The organism is Enterobacter cloacae complex sp. IR53041, assembly GCF_049238285.1.
GTDB classification, from domain to species: Bacteria; Pseudomonadota; Gammaproteobacteria; order Enterobacterales; family Enterobacteriaceae; genus Enterobacter; species Enterobacter roggenkampii.
In genome coordinates this window covers 1-17,927 of sequence record NZ_JBMKHB010000005.1, presented here as the reverse complement: position 1 = coordinate 17,927, position 17,927 = coordinate 1, and the positions used below count along the sequence as shown (strand labels likewise).

The window sequence follows — 17,927 nt, the reverse complement described above, 5'->3', positions numbered from 1 at the left end:
TGCCGGGTGGCGCTGCGCTTACCCGGCCTACACATTGTGCTATACCTAGGCCGGGTAAGGCGCAGCCGCCACCCGGCAAAAAACTCAGCGCTTCGCGTTAAGCTCAGCAATATCCTTCGGCGTGGTGCGACAGCAGCCACCAATCAGCTTCGCTCCGGCGTCCAGCCACTGGGGCAGATACCCCGCCAGCGTCTCACACGCTTCGCCGTGGTGGTGCCAGGTTTTGGTCACCGCATCATAATGCTCGCCCGAGTTCGGGTAGACCACCAGCGGCAGCGACGTCAGGCTCTGCAGGTGCTTCAGCGCCGCCGTGGTATTTTCCAGCGCGATGCAGTTAATGCCCAGCGCGACGATATGCGGAGAGTCGGCCAGCACGCTGACCACGTCACGCAGCGGCGTGCCGTCGCTCAGGTGCTCGCTGTCCCGCAGGGTAAAGGAGAACCACGCCCGGGCGCGGGGATACCCGGCCAGAAGGGCCGCCAGCGCCTTAATCTCGGCAAAAGACGGCAGCGTTTCGCAGGCCAGCAGGTCAGCGCCCGCGTCCAGCAGCGCTTCCACGCGCGGGCGGTGGAAGGCCGTAAACTCCTCAGCGCTGCGCACGTAGTCACCGCGATACTCTGAGCCATCCGCCAGATAGGCACCATACGGCCCAACGGAGCCCGCCACAAGCAGCGTGCCCGCATGCGGATTTTCAGCCAGATACGCTTCACGCGCCTTACGCGCCAGCTCCACGCTTCTGCCAATCAGCATTCGGGACTGCGCCTCGTCCAGGCCGCGGGCCGCAAAGCCCGCAGGCGTGGCCTGGTAGCTGGCGGTGATCGCCACCTGTGCCCCCGCGCGGTAGTAATCAAGGTGCACTTCACGGATAAGCTCCGGGTTTTCCATCAGCACTTTGGCAGACCAGAGGCTGTCTGCCAGGTTACAGCCGCGCGCTTCCAACTCCGTCGCCATCGCGCCATCCAGCACCACAAACGGCTGCTTTTCAAGGAGGGCGGTAAGCGGATTATTCTGCGACATGTTCAGGCTCCTGCGATGTCAGATTTCGGGTCAGGTAATAGGCACCATAACACAGGGCGACAAACGGGATCCCGCAATAAAGGGCAATGCGCTGGCTCGGGTCAAACCACAGGCCAACACAGGCCACCACGCAGAGAATAAACCCGAGGACCGGCACCAGCGGATACCACGGCGCACGGTACTGCAGCGCAGAGAGCGGCTGGCCGGACTGCAGATGGCGACGACGGAAGACGAAGTGCGACGCACAGATGCTGATCCAGACGGCTACCACCGCAAAGCCAGAAATCGCCGAGAGCGCGACAAATACCGTGTCCGGTGCCACGACGCTTGAGAAGAGCGCCAGCACGCCGCCGAGCATAGAAACCGAGAGCGCCGTCAGCGGCACGCCGTTTTTGTTCACGCGGGCAAAGCAGCGCGGGAGCGTTTTCTCATTAGAGAGCGACCACAGCATGCGCCCGGAGGCGTACAGCCCGGAGTTCGCCGCCGAAAGGATCGCCGTCAGGATCACGAAGTTAAAAATATCCGCCGCGTAAGGAATACCGACCTTTTCAAACACCAGCACGAACGGGCTCTTTTCCACGCCCGCCTGCTGCATCGGGATCAGCGCCGCCAGCACAAACACGGTGCCGATAAAGAAGATGATCAGGCGCGCAATGGTGGTGCGGATCGCCACCGGGATGACCTTGTGCGGGTTTTCCGTTTCCCCTGCTGCGATACCGATGAGTTCGGTCCCGGAGAAGGCAAAGTTCACCGCCACCATGGTCATCAGGATCGGCAGGCCGCCGTGCGGGAACCAGCCCTCGGCGGTGATGTTGCTTAAGCCCGGCGCGGGGGAACCGTCCTGCATCGGGATAAAGCCAAAGACCGCCGCGCCGCCAAGAATAATGAAGGCGATGATGGTGATGACTTTCACCAGGGAGAACCAGAACTCACCCTCCGCAAAGAAGCGCGTGGAAATGACGTTCAGGCCAAATATCACCACGCAGAAGACCACGCACCACGCCCAGACGGGCACCTGCGGGAACCAGTACTGCATGCAGAAGCCCGCGGCGGTAAAGCTCGAACCGAGCGCCACCGTCCAGGTGAGCCAGTAGAGCCACGCCACGGTGTAGCCCGTCGCCGGGCCAAGATAACGCGCGGCATAGACGTGGAACGCGCCGGTTTCCGGCATCGCCACGGAGAGTTCGCCCAGACACTGCATCACCAGCCAGACCACCAGCGCACCTATGAGGTACGCCAGCAGCGTGCCCGCCGCCCCGGTCGTGGAAATGATGTAGCCGGTATTGAAGAATAACCCTGTCCCAATCACGCCACCCAGCGAGAGCATGATCAGGTGGCGTGTTTTCATGGTGCGCTTAAGCTGCCCATATTCTTGTTGTGTTTGCATATTACCTTCTATACGTATGGACATCTAAACATCCAAAGAAGGTGTGTTATACCGCGATTGTTAATAAAAAGCTAGATGACCAGACGCAAACGGGCGCGCCGCGCGCTGAGTCTGGGATGGGTTGTGAGGATCACATAGAGAATCGGACGCCAGGCCATAAGCACCTCCGCAAGCAGATACTTACAGCATGGTGCGGGAAAAGGCGATCTTCGGTCAGTCGAAAGTGGTATCGATGAACTCTCAGATCATACTTTTACGCTTCCCTCATGGTATGTCGCCACCAGGCAGGCTTCATGTCGTCGAAGGCGTGATTTTCCGGGGCAAACTCCGACTGGTCCGGATCGTCAAACACGCCAGTAAAAAAGGCAATGGTGGGTGCATCATCAATTGCGCCAATTGAACTGCCGCAGGTGGGGCAAAACGCCCGGCTGGAGTAGTCCGACGATCGCCATGTCGCCGGACGTCCGCCCGGGCCGATCCATTGCACGTTTTCCGCAGGGAATTCAATCCATACGACGGTTTGTGCGCCAGTGTGTTTCTGACAGATATCACACGAGCAGGTATGCACATTGCCCCCGTTCGCAGCATTAAAGCGAACCGCGCCGCATAAGCACCCGCCTGAAAAAACCTTTTCCATACTGTCGTCCTGAGCTGTTTAAAATCTCATCAAAACATAACACACTATTGAGGATTTATAGGCCAGGTCATGCGAAGCCATCGCCCGGCACGCCAGCCGCAGAATTATTGGTAAATCCTCAAATCGGTTCTATAGTCGTCACAGTTTCTTAGTAACCAGGACTGACTGATGCGCTTTAACGGACTGACTAAAGGTTTCTTTATTTTCATTCTCGCCCTTGTGACCTGGGCCTTCTTCGACGTGCTGTCGCCCTACTTCTCCGCGATACTGTGGGCCGCCATTCTGACCGTTATCTTCAATCCGGTAAAAAACAAGCTGCGCGCCGCGCTGGGGGATCGCAACGGGCTGGCCTCGCTCTTGACCATCGGTATTATCTGCCTGATCGTCTTTATTCCGCTGATGGTGATCCTCTCCTCGCTCGCCATTGAGCTGAACGTGGTTTACACCAAACTGCAGGAGAACAACACCCAGTTCCCGGAAGTGGTGGCGAGCATCTTCAACCACCTGCCTGACTGGGCCAGCGGCTTCCTCGCGGATCACAACCTGACCAACGCGGCGCAGATCCAGAAAAAACTCTCCGACGTCGCGCTGCAGGGCGGACAGTATCTGGCGGGCAGCGCGTTCCTGATCGGCAAAGGCACCTTTGGCTTTGCGATTAGCTTCGGCATCATGCTGTATCTGCTGTTCTTCCTGCTGAAAGACGGCCCGTATCTGGTACGCCAGATCCTCGACTCCCTGCCCCTGTCCGATTTTGCCAAGCAGCATCTGTTCGCCAAATTCGTCGGCGTGTCGCGCGCCACGGTAAAAGGGACGGCGGCGGTGGCCGTGGTTCAGGGCATCCTCGGCGGGATTGCCTTTGCCATTGCCGGTATCGACGGCAGCGTGCTCTGGGGCGCATTGATGGCCTTCCTCTCGCTGGTGCCCGCCATCGGCTCGGCGATTGTCTGGGTGCCTGCCGCTATCTTCCTGTTCGCCACGCACCAGATCTGGCAGGGGCTGTTTATTGTCGGTTTCTTCGTGATCGTCGTCGGGCTGGTGGACAATATTCTGCGCCCGCTGCTGGTGGGGAAAGACACCAAAATGCCGGACTATCTGATTCTGATCTCCACCCTCGGCGGCATGGAGCTGTACGGCATTAACGGCTTTGTGATTGGGCCGCTCATCGCCGCGCTGTTTATCGCCTGCTGGAACCTCTTCTCCGGACGCGATCACGAAGGCAACGCCGAAGAGCTGGACGCGGATTTCATCGAAGAAGGAAAAAATCCTCCAGATTTGTAAGGACGTGACGATAAAGACCACACCAGGCGGCGCCGTGCCGCCTTTTTTTTCGCCTTAAATCAGACGTTTTCTATAATTTGAAGAACGCCATCCTACTCATGTCGTAAAAGGATCATCTGGTGCGAATCGCGACGATAACAAACTGGGCCTATGGGGCCACGGTCTGCCTGACCATCGCCTCCGGCATCATCATGCTGATGGCGTCCAGTGCGGATACCCTCGAGCGTCAGGCCGTTGAACAACGGCAGAAATTTGATCAGCTGACGGAAGATATCGAAACCGATATCTGGGCGCAGTCTGATCTAGCGCGGCTGTACGCCATTAAAAAAGATCCTCAGGTGCTCAAGGAATATAACCAGGCAGAAAACAGCCTGAAGCGCATCGAGCTTCGGCTGGAAAAGCTGCAGGATAACGGCGCATCGGATGATGAGCTCTCCCTGCTGCGCGAAGGCATAAAAATCATCGATGAGCTGCAGGACGAACAGCAAACCGCCCTCGCCAGCCTGGAACGCGGTGAAGACGCCCAGGCCGTTGCCTTACTCTATGGTCAGCCCTATGAGCAGGAGCTGGATCGCGCGCAGAATCAGATCGATCACTTTCGCCAGATACTCGACAAGCGCGTTATCGGCTCCGTTAAAGATGCGACAAAAAAATCGAAAGCGCTGCGTACCGCCTCTGAGCTGACGGTCGGCCTGACCGCCCTGCTGTTCCTGTTTGTACTCGGCTTTATATTAAAGCGCCGCGTGCTGCGTCCCGTGGTGCGCCTGAGCGACGTGGTGCACCGCCTGGCATCCCAGGATTACGCGGTTGAAACGCCCAATTTCAACCAGATCGATGAGATAGGCGATATGGCTCAGGCCATTAGCATCTTCCGTGAAAACGGCCTGGCGCGGCAGCGTCTGGAAAAAGAGCGCGATGCCGACTGGGCCATCCGCGAGCTGCTGGCGCGCATGACCCAGCGGCTGCAGGGCTGTGAGAACTTTAACGATGTGATTAACGTGGCGGAGCTGTTTGCCCCCAATATCGCGCCGGGGATCGCGGGCCGACTCTACGTCCTTGACCGCGAGCCGTGGCAGATGCGCTGCGTCGCGCAATGGCTTTCGCCGGTTGGTGAAGAGACGACGTTCCACCCGGACGAGTGCTGGGCCGTGCGTCGCGGGCAGAGTCACCCGCCGGTGAACGGCGAGCCGGATATTGCCTGTTATCATCTTCCGGCATCCCAGGCGGAAAGCGCGCTTTGCGTGCCGCTTATCGCTCAGGGTGAGGCCATTGGCCTGCTCTCCTTCCAGAATATCACGGCGGATAATGCCCCTTCCCGCGCGTATCTGGAGCTGATGGCCGAGGCGCTCGGGCTGGCGCTGGCCAACCAGCGTCTGCGCGACGCGTTGCTGGAAAAAGCGTTGTTTGACCCGCTCACCGGCCTGCGTAACCGTCATCATCTGGAAGATACCCTGCAAACCCAAACGGCACAGGCGATACGCACCGGCGTGCCGTTAAGCTGCATGATGATTGATATCGACCACTTCAAGAGCATTAATGACCGTTTCGGCCATGAAGCGGGCGATCTGGTGATCAAAAGCGTGGCGTCAATTGTTCAGCGGGCCGCACATGACAACGGGCTGGCATTCCGCTACGGGGGCGAGGAGTTTCTGGTGCTGCTTTCCGGTGCCGATGAAGCAGAAGCGTACGCCTGCGCGCAGAAGATTTACACCGGCGTGCATGAGCTGTCGCTTCGCTACGGGCTGACCGAGATTGGGCCGGTGGACGTGTCGATTGGCATTGCCAGCTACCCACAACATGCCCAGACCGACAATCTGCTGCGCGCTGCGGATGTGGCCTTGTACCGGGCGAAAGAGCTGGGCCGTGCGCGGATTGTGAGTTTTGGGATGCTGGAGGCGGGCTGAGGCTGATTCTCGCGCCCTGACTTTCTCCGGTTCAGGCGCGCGTGATAGCCCAGAGCACCACAATCCCCAGGGCATTGCTCCGCTTTTCCACATACAGGGTGGTATCGGAATAAACGTTACCCTGCGGGTTACAGATGCGGATCTCCTTCTTTAATTCCGGCTCGTAGACTTCCGCACCCGAGCAGGTGTGGCGGGTACTGGACTCATACCGGTAAGGTTTGCTCCAGGCCGAATAGTCCCCCTCCAGCAGCCAGGCCGTTGTAAAGACCACGAACATGGCAACCGGCAGGCTGCAGATAAAGAAGCCAAGGTAGATTTTTACCGCGTCAGCAAGGCGCTTACCTTTCAGTCTCCCCTTTCTGATGAAATAGACCATCGGCACCAGCGCCAGCAGCAACGCCCCACAGGCAAGGTACTGCTCCCCGCGGATCGAAAGGTATGTCACGCGGTAAATGTTGACTGACCAGACCACAAAAGCCGATATCAGTGCTATCCCGCCCGCGATGAGAGGGATCCAAAAGGAAAAACGCGCTTTTTTCATGGTGGACTCGTCCTTGTCATTCTTGTCGGGTCAGAAGGTCAATCATTGCCCGGGTTGCTGCTGACTGGCGTCGGTGCGGGGCAAACAGCACGGAGAAAGGTCGCGATCGTCCCCGAAGGTGCGGCAGCACCTCAACTAACTGGCCGCCCTGTATTCTGTCGCGAACGATAAATTCATAGCTTTGGCAGATCCCCATCCCCTGCTCCGCCAGCGAAACCACGCCGAGAACATCGTCTGATATTTCGATAGTTGACCCCGGCATCCAGTCAATATCGCGCCCTTCGTCATGAAATACCCAGGGGGCGATACGCCCGGTGCGCGGCATGATAAACGGCAGGCACTGATGGCGCTGCAGCTCTTCCAGCGTCTGAGGCTTTCCTCTCCGATGCAGGTAGTCCGGGGAGGCGACCAGAAGCAATGCCGCGTCTTCCAGCTTACGCGCCACAAGTCCACTGTCAGGCAACTGTCCCAGACGGATCGCCAGATCGAACCCCTCTGCGATCAGGTCAACGTTGCGATTAGTAATGTTCAGCTCCACCTGTACGCGTGGGTAGCGTTGATTATAGTGCGCCAGCAGCGGCGGCAGGCGGTAGTGGGCATAAGTGGTCGGGACACTCATTCTCACGCGACCGGTCAGATCGCCCTCCTGACCCCGGCCAACGCGTTCGGCGTCATCAAGCAGAGAGAACGCAGAACGCGCCTGCTCAAGATAGACGCGTCCGGCTTCAGTCAGCCCCACACGGCGGGTCGTTCGCTGTAATAGCTGCCGTCCAAGACGCGCTTCCAGACGGGTGACCGCGCGGCTCAGTACCGAAGGGGTGGTTGAAAGAGCAACCGCTGCGCCCGTAAATGAGCCGTGCTCAACCACAGCAATGAAGACTTCAACGTCGCCGAGGTAATCGAATTTCCGGCTCATTTTGCTCTCTCAGGAACAAATGTTTTTCAATTTGGCTAATTTATCTCCCGTTGAGCGATGAGTAAAGTGGCCAGCATTCATCACCTGAACGTTCCACTGGAGCCTGTCAATGTTCAACCGTCCCCATATTCTGCCCGCCATCGCAATGGCGGCGTTGTTCGCTTTCCCAAGTCTTGTCAACGCGGCGAACCACCCGCCTCTGAAGCGCTGGCGAAGCTATGCCGGTGTGAGCTGGGATACCGCTCAAGAAGGGAAGATTCCTGCGACGTTTTCCGGTTCGGTCAATGCCCCTATTGCAGGTATCCACTTTGATGCAATGGACCGGGCCTTTGTCAGCACGCCCCGGCTGGTTTCCGCCGCAGCACCCGCCACGTTAAGCATTCTGGATACGACGGCGCAGTCTGGCCCTGCCCGCCTGACGGCGTTTCCCTCCCGCGAGGGGAATGCGGTGAACACCGATCCCGCTCAGAGCCTGCGCAACGTGCTCGGTTTTTATATTGACCGTAAAAACGGCTGGCTATGGGCGCTGGACATGGGGTTTGTTGCAGGCGAAACAGAGTCCCCCACGGGGGCGCAGAAACTGGTCGTACTGGATCTCCACTCTGGCCGCACCATCAAACGTATCGCCCTGGACGGCGTAGCGGACCGCAAGGCCAGCTTTCTGAATGATGTGGTGGTCGATGAAAACCGCCGTGTCGCCTATATCTCCGACAGCGGCTCGCGGAGCGCGCCTGAAAACCAGGTGGGACTAATTATCGTCGATTTCGCTACCGGTACGGCCCGGCGCGTGCTCGATCGTCATCCTGCGCTGCAGATTGAGCCAGGCGTTAACGTCGTCTCGCACGGGACTGAAGTCTGGCCTGGTAAACCATCACTGATTGGTATCAATGGCATTGCGCTTTCACCCGATGCGGGCACGCTGTACTGGACAGTGACAACCGGCACGCACGCCTATACGGTACCGACCGCGATACTGAGGCAGCCTGCGTCAACCAATGCGCAAATTGCCGGGCAGATCCGCGATCTGGGTCGCGTGGGGGGCAACACCGACGGAATGGTGACAGATGTAAAAGGTAACCTCTACATTACCGATGTCACACGCAATGGTATCGTCAGATACGATCCTGAAACCCATTCCATGTCGCTGATTGCGGCAAGCGAAGAGGTGCGCTGGCCAGACACGCTGGCAATCCGTCCTAACGGAGACCTGGTATTTACCTCGAGTCGCCTCAATGACCACTTCGCGGGAACCGTTAAACCGGGAGAAGAACGCTATGATTTGTGGCGCTTGCGTCTCGATGCTTTACAAAAATAAGGGCAAGTAAACCAGGAGACCTGCATATATGGGCTCATAATTTCACACGTTCTTATTTCCTTAAAGGCTGAACGTGATGTCTTCCCCCTGCTCAGAAAGAAGTGGTTAACATTGCGCTCCTGGAAATTCCGTGAGGCGCGTTTTACTTCGCGCTTCACCGAAGTAACGCACGTTTGCACAACGTAGACTGGGCCTTCGTTAATCAGAGGATGATAAAATGAAAACCCAGCAGGTCGATTTTGCTTCTTTATATTTTGGTACACCGGTCGCCATTATCTCCAGCCAAAATCCTGACGGTTCAACCAACCTGAGCCCGGTCTCCTCGTGGTGGATCCTCGACCGGAATATCGTGTTCGGGCTTGGCACCTCCGGAAAGTGTTATGAAAATATCACAGGTAACCCCGATATTGTTCTGAACATCCCGGACAGCAGGCTCTGGCAGAATATTGAAGCTATCGCAAATAAAACGGGAAAAGCATCGCCACCGGAATGGAAGAAAAAGAGGGGATATGTTTTTGAAAAGGACAAATTTAGCTGCGGGAATTTACATAAGGAAAAGGCGGTGACGATTAACTCGTGGAGAATTAAAGAGTGTCCTGTACAAATAGAGGCTCAGGTTTGCGGGATATCGCCCCTGACCGGTTCGCAGGGGAACCTGGTGTCCGTTGATGCCACGATAACCTGCGTCCACATATCTGAGGCTTTATTAATTCGTACTCAGAGAGGGGTAAAATTTAATGTGGAGAAATGGAAACCCCTCTATTATCTATTTCGCCACTATTTCTCGCTGGGTCACCGACTCGGTCACAACTTCCGACACGATGAGTAACCCGGACTTTTTGACAGCGGAAAGGTTTAAACTTTTCGTGATATTCTTTCTTTACGCCCCTTAGGGAAGGTGCGAATAAGTCACCAAACGCAAAAAAACGCCTATGTAAGTGATTGAATTTAATTGACTAAAAGTTTCATTTTCGTTGCGGAGGGTACTTATTCGCACCCTCCCTAAAGAATAGCCGGGTTAGTTAATACAAACCTTCCATTAACAATGGGGGGAGATTAATACTATTTATCACATCTCACATTAACAAAATTCAAGGTCACATATGAAAAAACGCATCACTTTCAGCGTAAACAATAGTTCTACTATTGATGCAATTGACGACTATAGCAATGCAAAAGGATACTCCAGGTCAGAGGTGATATCATTTTTATTAAACGCCACAGTCCCAGCATTGAATAAAATAACATCGCAATATCATATAGCTCAAACTTTGGAGTCAACATTAGGCTGTATTTTTGAAGAGAAGGCCCCGTCAATAGCACGGGGGGAGCCAAAATTAACTTACGAAGAGTTTTTTCATTCCGTCTGGAACACTCACATTCGACACCGGAACGAGGTTATCGACCAGAATTTTTATGCACACAAAATATCTCATGATAAGATGGGGAAGAGTGAAAAAAAATTAATTCATGAAAAGCTCACATACATTATAAAAAGCTTCAATGTAAAAAAAGCAATTTTTATTTACACAGATCGGCGCGTGAACCACAAACATCTAATTGCAGGAGGGTTGTCAAATATCATACTGATAAAGGAAACAGTTTACGATGGTTGTTTTTTTGATTTGAGCAGCATTGTGATTATGCCAATCTTTGAACTTATTACATTTGGAATTGAAGAGGTATTGAAAAGAAATAAAATCCACCATAAACAATCATGCTATTGCTGGATACCAATTTATTACACAAATGATCTAGCGGTAATGGTCCCGGTGATTGCCGAAGGCGATACACCTCAAAAGGCGATGAAAGGAGGAGATGCCATCATTATTAACCCCTTTAACGGTGAAGTAAACCATACTTTCTGATACCAATGTTAAGCATAACCACTTAGTTGCATACATCTCGACAGTATGGAGTTAGTACCTAATAGCTTGATGAGGGTAAAAGATGCCTACTAACAAAGCAAAATCAAAGAAAATTCTAGGAAGGCCTGAAGGAAGTAAATATTACCATTTAATTCAGAGTGAGAAGGCTAAGCATTACTCTCAATCCAAGGTGGCAAAGATCTTAGGAATAAGTATTTCCACGGTAAAAAGACACTGGGATAATGGCATCTTTGGGTGATTATAATTGCAGAGTTGCTTTTTAAGTATTTTACTGCATGGGTAATGGGTTGATAACAAGTTTTATTGTTGGAAAGGTATTATACAACAGTCATTACTATTAATAGTTAATTAATATAACTAACCACAGACATTCAGCTATGTCTGATCATTTTACTGTATACGGCTATCATAAGCCGTAGGGCTAACAACAGGATCGAAGCATGGAATTATATCATGGTTCCCATGGTGAGCATGTGCTCGCCTATAAAAAACATATTGAACGAGTCGTCAATGATGCTATCAGTGAATTCCCCAGAACAATGGCGTTACGTGTTGATGTTCATTATCCACCCATTTTAGACAGAGGTGACACTGTTTGCTGTTTTCCTAATCTAGAGCCTGGTGCTATATCCCGTTTCCGTAATGCGTTAAATGCAATGCTGGAGGCCAATGAGAAAGCCAGAGCAGCTAACGGTAAACGAATTTATCCAAATCGTGTTCGTCATGTTTGGGTAAGGGAGTTTTCCGAAGAGGGGAAATGTCATTTTCATATTGGTCTTTTTTTTAACAAAGATGCTTATTACCATTTAGGTGATTATGAGGCCGAAAGCAATTTAAGGATGATGATTGTAAGAGCATGGTATAGCGCACTGGGATTGGAACTGGATGATTATCCGGGATTGGTTCACTACCCTGAAAATTGTCGTTATATATTAGACGTCAATGATTTTAACTTTGAAGGAGAATACAATAAATTACTGAATCGTCTTGACTACCTGGCTAAACTTGATACAAAAGTATACGGAGATGGCGACCGTAGCTTCGGCTGCAGTCGCTGGTAATTTATTTTTTTACAGAAATGGCCTTTCTTATGGATGGAAAGGCCAAACCCATCAGTTAAAGATGGTTGTTTTACTATAATCCAACGACCTCATCCCCGATATTAGTCAAAATCATTAATTCTTTAATCTCTCGTTGTGCCAACTGTAATTCAAACTGCTCTTGAATTAACATCCACTTCGACCAACTTCCACCGACTACATGCGATAACCGGAGTGCCATAGCTTTCGTCAGTGAAACTGAACCGTTCAACAATTCAACTATCTCTTGCTCGCGACATCCCATGTAAACCGAAAATTTATTCAGTCCTATATTTGATACCGCTAGTATTTCGGCCAGTTTAATGCCGGGATGATCAGGAAGTAAGGTCATGCCGTATTCATCCTGATAAATTCCATAAATAGAACAGCCAGTTTCTCTCAGTTCTCGTAAATTCTTCCCTGCAAACTTCAGCTCGTGTGAAAGCCCGAGAAACTCACCAGTAAATTCATATTCTGCTTCAGGCCTATGGTGGCATTTGATCAATGCAAATGCCGCCCCTACTTTTTCAACTGTTACAGTAACCGACATTGAACCTCCTCCGTCAAGATAATCGATGAACGTTTTAGACTGTCCAGCTGTTCGACACCACTTCTGCCTGCTTCAAAATCAGTTCCACGGCGCCCGGCGTTTTGTCCGGCGGATACTTATACTTACGCAGCGTCTGGCGCACCAGAATACGCAATCGGGCACGCACGCTTTCACGCACCTGCCAGTCCACGGTGGTGGACTGCCGCAATTTCAATGTCACTTCGATGGCCAGCTTTCTCAGCGTATCATCGCCCAGTTCACGCACTGCACTTTCATTTTCAGCCAGCGCATCATAGAAGGCGATTTCATCCGGGGTCAGCCCTAACGCATCATCACGCGCCATCGCCTCCTGGAACGCTTTCGCCATCTGGATCAGCTCTTCAATCACCTGCGCGGTCTCAATGGCGCGGTTATTGTATTTGAGCAGCACCGCTTTCAGTCGGTCGGAGTATTTCTTCTGCTGCACCACGTTATTGCCCGAACGGGCATGAATGCCGTCATTGAGCAGTTTTTCCAGCAGTTCCACTGCCAGATTACGCTGCGGCATTTCCCGCACTTCTTCCAAAAACTCATCGGACAGCAAACCTATGTTCGGTTTATCCAGCCCGGCGAGTGCGAAGACATCCTCAACCCCGGTCGCGACAACCGCGTTATCGAGGATCTTGCTCAGAAGAGAGTTTTTTTCTGACTGGCTAAACTTTGCCTTCGGATCGAGCTTGATAAGCCCCACCCTGACCGCCGAAAGAAACGCGAACTCCTCCTGTAAGGGTTTCGCCTCATCCAGCGTATTACACAGTGACCAGGCTTTACTCATCGCCAGCGAAACATCGAGGTAGCGTTTTTTACCGTCATCCAGTCCCAGAATGTAGTTCACGGCATCACGCAAGAAGGCCAGCGGATCGCGGGAGAAGCCCGTGTAATCAAATCCCGGCTTACCCGCCGAACGGGCAAACATCCCATGAATGACATCCATTTTTTCCAGCAGAATCGCAAAGGCTTCCCTGGCATCGACCGTTGTCTGTCCTTTGCCTTTTGAATCGGTATAGGTTTTCAGCGCCTGCTTCAGCTCGTTGGCAATGCCGATATAATCCACCACCAGCCCGCCGGGTTTATCCCGGAACACACGGTTAACGCGGGCAATCGCCTGCATCAAATTATGGCCGCGCATCGGTTTGTCGATATACATGGTGTGACAGCATGGGGCATCAAACCCGGTCAGCCACATATCCCGCACAATCACCAGTTTCAGCGGATCGTTCAGATCTTTAAAGCGGGCTTCCAGGCGTTTTTTGGTCTGTTTGTTGTAAATATGCGATTGCAGGTGATCTTTATCTGACGCCGATCCGGTCATGATGACTTTGATCGCCCCTTGTTCAACGTCTTCACTGTGCCATTCAGGGCGTATCGCCACGATGGCATCGTACAGTTTCACGCAGATCTCGCGGCTCATGGCGACAACCATCGCCTTGCCGTTCATGGCAGTGTTACGTGTTTCAAAATGCTGAACCAGATCGGCGGCGACCTGCTGAATACGTGGCTCTGAACCGACCAGCTTTTCCAGACGGCTCCAGTCACCTTTGGTTTTTTCTTGCTGGCCCGTTTCTTCGTCTTCTACCAGTTCATCGACCTGATCAGAGAGCGTTTCCAGCTCGTCATGGTTCAGATCGAGTTTTGCCAGCCGGGATTCGTAGTAAATCGGCACCGTCGCGCCATCATCAACCGCATCCTGAATATCGTAGATAGAGACATAATCACCGAACACGGCACGGGTATCTTTATCTTCCGAGGCAATCGGCGTACCAGTGAAGCCCATAAACGACGCATTCGGTAGCGCATCGCGCATATGCTTGGCGTAGCCGTATTTATAGGCCCCGGTTTGCCGGTCCAGCGTGGCGCTCAGGCCATATTGGCTGCGGTGCGCTTCATCGGAAATCACCACGATGTTGCTGCGGACGTTAAGTGCCGGATGGCTCTGTTCACTGTCCAGCGGCGCAAACTTCTGCACGGTGGTAAAGATAATGCCGCCGGATTCACGGGCGTTGAGCAGCTCGCGCAGTTCGTCGCGGTCGTTGGCCTGTAACGGCGTTTGCTTGAGTAAATCATGCGCCTGGCAAAACGTGGCGTAGAGCTGCCCGTCAAGATCGTTACGGTCGGTCACCACGACGATGGTCGGATTATTCATCTCTGTTTGTTGCAGCAGCTTTCCGGCGTAACAGCACATGGAGATACTTTTGCCGGAGCCCTGGGTATGCCACACCACGCCCGCTTTTTTACTGCCGGGGGTAATGTTGCTGCGCAGCGGAAGATGTTTACCGGTAGAGGCCACAATCGTTGCCGCAACCGCTTCACGCACCGCGTGGAACTGATGGTAAGCGGCAATCTTTTTGATAAGCCGTTTGCCATCGTTTTCAAACAGCACAAAGAAACGAATGTAATCGAGCAGCAGTTCGCTATTAAAGAAGCCCTGCACTACCGTTTTAAGCTGCCAGTGAAACTGCGGTTTATCATCTTCGTTCGCCACCGTTTTCCACGGCAGAAAACGCTCTTCATCAGCGGTCAGAGAGCCGATACGCGCATTTTGCCCGTCGCTCACTACCAGCGCTTCGTTACAGATAAACAGGTCGCTGAGTTCGTTTTTATAGGTCTGCAGCTGGTTAAACGCAGCCCAGATATCGGCATTGGCATCAATCGGGCTTTTCAGCTCAATCACCGCCACCGGCAGGCCGTTGATATAGCAGATAATATCCGGACGACGAACCTGTTTTATCCCCTGAATAGCCACCTGATTTACGACCATAAAGCGGTTATTGCCGGGATGGTTGAAATCCATCAGCAGGGCTTTATCGTGAACCGTTTTGTCTTCACGCTTGTACTCAACGGGTACGCCGTCGAGCAACAGGTGATGGAATGCTTTGTTGCTGACGACCAGATCCGGGCTTTCGGGGCGGGTAATACGGAGTATCACCTCTTCCAGCACGGAAACAGGGAGATGGGGGTTGATGGTTTGCAGCTGCTCCAGCATCACCGGGCGCAGAAACACATCATGAAATGAAGCACGCAGCGGGTTGTCGCCATCCGGCGCGATATCTGGCCCGTGCAGCACTTCCCAGTCCTGTTCAGCAAACCATTTCAGGCATTGCTGCTCTAAATCGTCTTCGCTCAGCATTACTCTTCCTCTCCCTCGGTGATCATACCGGTCTGTTTCAGCTCAATCGCCAGTTCCAGCAGGCTCGGGCGGATCGCTTTTTCCAGACGGTTCATGCTATCCATCATCCAGTCGATAATGACAGGCCAGATCTCTTTATTGCCGCCGTCAAACGTCTTTGAACAGACGATCTGGCAGCTTTTTCGCTCTGGCAGCAACCGCCAGTCGAGCGGCTCGCCAAACAGCGATTCAATGTGCGTTTTACGTTCCTGAAGGCGTTCAAATAACCAGGTGTTTTCCAGCGCATCTCCGCGCGAAATATTGAGCTGCACGCGAGCGTCTTTCTGGGAAAAGATAAGCTCAAACGGCACGCCGCTAACGCCCGACCCGGCAGCCAGCCAGTGATCGGTTGAGGGAGCGCGGTTGTTAAACAGTGAACAGGGGCTGGTGCGGAATTTTTCCAGCGCCATCGTCCAGAACTCGCGGCGCAGATAGTGACGCTGCTGCAGTTCGCTACTGCTGGAGGTGGACTGCTCTTCCGCCTCTTTTTGCGCCATGCCAATCATGTACGACTCCGCTTCCGGGGTTGGGATAACCTGGCGGATATCGACAAACACGTCTTCACCAAAACGGTAGGGGGTCACTTTGAAGCACTGGGCGCGGATACCAAACTGCATCAACCACAGCGCGGTATTGGTGACCTCTTTGCGGAAATTGGCCGCAACCATGATGACGCGCTGGGTGCCTTTGCGGTTGAGCACCCCTTCTTTCAGGCTTTCCCAGCCCATAAATTCGGCGATGACCTCTGCCGCCTGGCGGTTCTCGTTGGGCTCATACTGATCCAGATAAAGCTGGAAGATCTCCACCACGCTCTCCTGACGCAGGTTGGCGCAGTAGCCGGCATATTTCAGCGCCTGCCAGACGACGTCGCGCCCGGAATCATCAAGCTTATTTTCGATGATGACCAGGTTGCCTTTTTTATCGAGCGCCAGCAGATCGAGACGTTCTTTGGTGTCGTCAAAACCGGCGAACTCTTTCTGGATAATCAGCAACTCATCGTCGTTGTCGCGGGTTAACGCCTGGGGATTCTTTGCCAGCCACTCCTGCAGGTGATCGCGCTCGCGAAAGCCGAGGCTGCTGAACGACACCTCTTGCAGAGAATGCAGACTATTGGTCGGCGTATCGACTTTATACATTTTCCGCCTCACTTACCGCCTGCTCGGCTTCCGGTAGGGTGATTTCACCCGAGAGGAGTTTGGGGAGAAGGGTGTCGCGGAGTAATGCCAAAGATTGAGAGTGTTTTAAATTTACATGTGCACGCTGATGCAAAAGCAAGGCTGATGATTCAAACAAATTTACTAATGCCATAGGGGGGAGTGGATAGCTCAAACTATGTATATGATTACGGTTCAAAGAAGGAACAGCTGAACCTGCATTAAACGCTTTCATATCTAATAGTCGCAGCAACTCATAAGCGTAACAGGGTGTTGCACGTTTGAATTCCTTTACCCAAAGGGTTGTATTCAATGGCCAATAATCTTCAAGCGTTAAATAAACTTTACCAAGCACACCAGAACGACCAGTTATAACGCCCGGAGCTTTAGCCATTGCCACATTATGAGTACCGTTGGGGCCACTGGCGGCAATCAGAGGAAACTCACCATCTTTTCGTGCCGATGAAGGGAGATCAAAACCTCTCTGTAATACCAACAAATCTTGAAGCTTCCCTAACTCCCATGTCACAGGGATATTTCCCAACTCACTATCCTGCATCGCGGACGGAAACAGTTCTGCCGTGGCTTTTAACTCGGCATATTGTTCAGGGTGTTCACGCTCAAAAACCACCAGCGCATCATCATCTTTTCCGGAAATCGCTGTCATAGCGGCAAGCATCGCGTCTTCCTGCGAACCGCCCGCTTCCAGCACTGCCATTTTGGCCTTTACGGGTTCAAAATTAACAAACCAGCTTTTGAACAGGGCTTGTGCCATTTGTTCGAGGGTTTGGTTTATCTGATTATTCGTGAATACTTTCTCTTCCTGCAATTCGATGAGCTTACTAATATTACAAGCATTCTCAACAGGTAAAACACTTACTGGAATATTATTAATAAGGTCTTTGCTAACATTAGGAAAAGTTGATCCTGTCGCAGCTGCCAGCAATTTAGGAAGATAAGTGGCTTTGTTGAATAAATCGAACTTTTGCTGAGTTGAAGGATCAGATCACGTATCTTCCCGACAACGCAGACCGTTCCGTGGCAAAGCAAAAGTT

Annotated in this window: 15 protein-coding genes and 1 pseudogene; 7 read left to right on the top strand and 9 right to left on the bottom strand. The window is 52.9% G+C overall.

What is annotated here, in order from left to right; genetic code table 11:
- Positions 1-84 precede the first annotated feature (84 nt).
- From mmuM to ACOTXF_RS05210, 3 genes are all read right to left on the bottom strand, one after another.
- On the bottom strand, positions 85-1,017 hold the full coding sequence (gene mmuM / locus ACOTXF_RS05220) for a homocysteine S-methyltransferase (RefSeq protein ID WP_047745458.1): 933 nt from the start codon (positions 1,015-1,017) through the stop codon (positions 85-87).
- Complete coding sequence (gene mmuP, locus ACOTXF_RS05215) at positions 1,004-2,404, bottom strand: S-methylmethionine permease (protein ID WP_047745461.1); 1,401 nt, start codon at positions 2,402-2,404, stop codon at positions 1,004-1,006. The genes mmuM and mmuP overlap by 14 nt, the downstream gene beginning before the upstream one ends.
- A gap of 253 nt (positions 2,405-2,657) precedes the next feature.
- Positions 2,658-3,041, bottom strand: coding sequence for a GFA family protein (locus ACOTXF_RS05210; protein WP_047745463.1), 384 nt, complete (start codon positions 3,039-3,041; stop codon positions 2,658-2,660).
- Between the two features lie 168 nt (positions 3,042-3,209).
- Here ACOTXF_RS05210 and ACOTXF_RS05205 point away from each other — a divergent pair, with 168 nt between their 5' ends.
- Both ACOTXF_RS05205 and ACOTXF_RS05200 read left to right on the top strand, forming a co-directional pair.
- A complete protein-coding gene (locus ACOTXF_RS05205) occupies positions 3,210-4,319 on the top strand; it encodes an AI-2E family transporter (protein WP_008503245.1) in 1,110 nt (369 codons plus the stop codon).
- Between the two features lie 119 nt (positions 4,320-4,438).
- Positions 4,439-6,223: a diguanylate cyclase gene (locus ACOTXF_RS05200; protein ID WP_047745464.1), complete on the top strand. Its 1,785-nt coding sequence runs from the start codon at positions 4,439-4,441 to the stop codon at positions 6,221-6,223.
- A 31-nt stretch (positions 6,224-6,254) separates the two neighbouring features.
- On the opposite strand, the gene ACOTXF_RS05195 is transcribed toward ACOTXF_RS05200, so the two are convergent.
- Together ACOTXF_RS05195 and ACOTXF_RS05190 are read right to left on the bottom strand one after the other, a co-directional pair.
- On the bottom strand, positions 6,255-6,764 hold the full coding sequence (locus ACOTXF_RS05195; protein WP_023326760.1) for a hypothetical protein: 510 nt from the start codon (positions 6,762-6,764) through the stop codon (positions 6,255-6,257).
- Between the two features lie 16 nt (positions 6,765-6,780).
- The gene (locus ACOTXF_RS05190) at positions 6,781-7,680 is read right to left on the bottom strand and encodes a LysR family transcriptional regulator (protein ID WP_045416745.1); all 900 of its coding nucleotides are present in this window, start codon (positions 7,678-7,680) and stop codon (positions 6,781-6,783) included.
- A gap of 109 nt (positions 7,681-7,789) precedes the next feature.
- Here ACOTXF_RS05190 and ACOTXF_RS05185 point away from each other — a divergent pair, with 109 nt between their 5' ends.
- The 4 genes from ACOTXF_RS05185 to ACOTXF_RS05170 all read left to right on the top strand — a co-directional run bounded on the left by ACOTXF_RS05185 (position 7,790) and on the right by ACOTXF_RS05170 (position 11,945).
- Positions 7,790-8,995, top strand: a complete 1,206-nt coding sequence (locus ACOTXF_RS05185; RefSeq protein WP_316937124.1) for an L-dopachrome tautomerase-related protein — start codon at positions 7,790-7,792, stop codon at positions 8,993-8,995.
- A 217-nt stretch (positions 8,996-9,212) separates the two neighbouring features.
- Positions 9,213-9,824: a flavin reductase family protein gene (locus tag ACOTXF_RS05180; protein ID WP_045416749.1), complete on the top strand. Its 612-nt coding sequence runs from the start codon at positions 9,213-9,215 to the stop codon at positions 9,822-9,824.
- A 274-nt stretch (positions 9,825-10,098) separates the two neighbouring features.
- Positions 10,099-10,863 carry a hypothetical protein gene (locus ACOTXF_RS05175; RefSeq protein WP_016246899.1) on the top strand — a complete coding sequence of 255 codons (765 nt, stop codon included), beginning with the start codon at positions 10,099-10,101 and terminating at the stop codon, positions 10,861-10,863.
- Between the two features lie 461 nt (positions 10,864-11,324).
- Entirely contained in the window at positions 11,325-11,945 is a 621-nt protein-coding gene (locus ACOTXF_RS05170; protein ID WP_023305544.1) for an inovirus Gp2 family protein, read from the top strand.
- 73 nt (positions 11,946-12,018) lie between these two features.
- Here the strand turns inward: ACOTXF_RS05170 and ACOTXF_RS05165 are convergent, their stop codons facing one another.
- From ACOTXF_RS05165 to ACOTXF_RS05150, 4 genes and pseudogenes are all read right to left on the bottom strand, one after another.
- Complete coding sequence (locus ACOTXF_RS05165) at positions 12,019-12,513, bottom strand: helix-turn-helix transcriptional regulator (protein ID WP_006809979.1); 495 nt, start codon at positions 12,511-12,513, stop codon at positions 12,019-12,021.
- Positions 12,514-12,547: 34 nt separating this feature from the next.
- Complete coding sequence (locus ACOTXF_RS05160; protein ID WP_023305543.1) at positions 12,548-15,679, bottom strand: type I restriction endonuclease subunit R; 3,132 nt, start codon at positions 15,677-15,679, stop codon at positions 12,548-12,550.
- Entirely contained in the window at positions 15,679-16,854 is a 1,176-nt protein-coding gene (locus ACOTXF_RS05155; protein ID WP_001581473.1) for a DUF4268 domain-containing protein, read from the bottom strand. The genes ACOTXF_RS05160 and ACOTXF_RS05155 overlap by 1 nt, the downstream gene beginning before the upstream one ends.
- Positions 16,847-17,677, bottom strand: a pseudogene (locus ACOTXF_RS05150) (restriction endonuclease subunit S); the annotation flags it as partial. The gene ACOTXF_RS05155 and the pseudogene ACOTXF_RS05150, both read right to left, overlap by 8 nt.
- Before the next feature lie 188 nt (positions 17,678-17,865).
- Here ACOTXF_RS05150 and ACOTXF_RS05145 point away from each other — a divergent pair.
- Positions 17,866-17,927 (top strand): hypothetical protein (locus ACOTXF_RS05145; protein WP_225385476.1); only part of this gene is annotated, 62 nt, incomplete at its 3' end.

Coding starts and splice junctions, on each gene's coding strand:
- mmuM (WP_047745458.1), bottom strand. CDS start 1,017: ATGTCGCAGAATAATCCGCTTACCGCCCTCCTTGAAAAGCAGCCGTTT.
- mmuP (WP_047745461.1), bottom strand. CDS start 2,404: ATGCAAACACAACAAGAATATGGGCAGCTTAAGCGCACCATGAAAACA.
- ACOTXF_RS05210 (WP_047745463.1), bottom strand. CDS start 3,041: ATGGAAAAGGTTTTTTCAGGCGGGTGCTTATGCGGCGCGGTTCGCTTT.
- ACOTXF_RS05205 (WP_008503245.1), top strand. CDS start 3,210: ATGCGCTTTAACGGACTGACTAAAGGTTTCTTTATTTTCATTCTCGCC.
- ACOTXF_RS05195 (WP_023326760.1), bottom strand. CDS start 6,764: ATGAAAAAAGCGCGTTTTTCCTTTTGGATCCCTCTCATCGCGGGCGGG.
- ACOTXF_RS05190 (WP_045416745.1), bottom strand. CDS start 7,680: ATGAGCCGGAAATTCGATTACCTCGGCGACGTTGAAGTCTTCATTGCT.
- ACOTXF_RS05185 (WP_316937124.1), top strand. CDS start 7,790: ATGTTCAACCGTCCCCATATTCTGCCCGCCATCGCAATGGCGGCGTTG.
- ACOTXF_RS05180 (WP_045416749.1), top strand. CDS start 9,213: ATGAAAACCCAGCAGGTCGATTTTGCTTCTTTATATTTTGGTACACCG.
- ACOTXF_RS05175 (WP_016246899.1), top strand. CDS start 10,099: ATGAAAAAACGCATCACTTTCAGCGTAAACAATAGTTCTACTATTGAT.
- ACOTXF_RS05170 (WP_023305544.1), top strand. CDS start 11,325: ATGGAATTATATCATGGTTCCCATGGTGAGCATGTGCTCGCCTATAAA.
- ACOTXF_RS05165 (WP_006809979.1), bottom strand. CDS start 12,513: ATGTCGGTTACTGTAACAGTTGAAAAAGTAGGGGCGGCATTTGCATTG.
- ACOTXF_RS05160 (WP_023305543.1), bottom strand. CDS start 15,679: ATGCTGAGCGAAGACGATTTAGAGCAGCAATGCCTGAAATGGTTTGCT.
- ACOTXF_RS05155 (WP_001581473.1), bottom strand. CDS start 16,854: ATGTATAAAGTCGATACGCCGACCAATAGTCTGCATTCTCTGCAAGAG.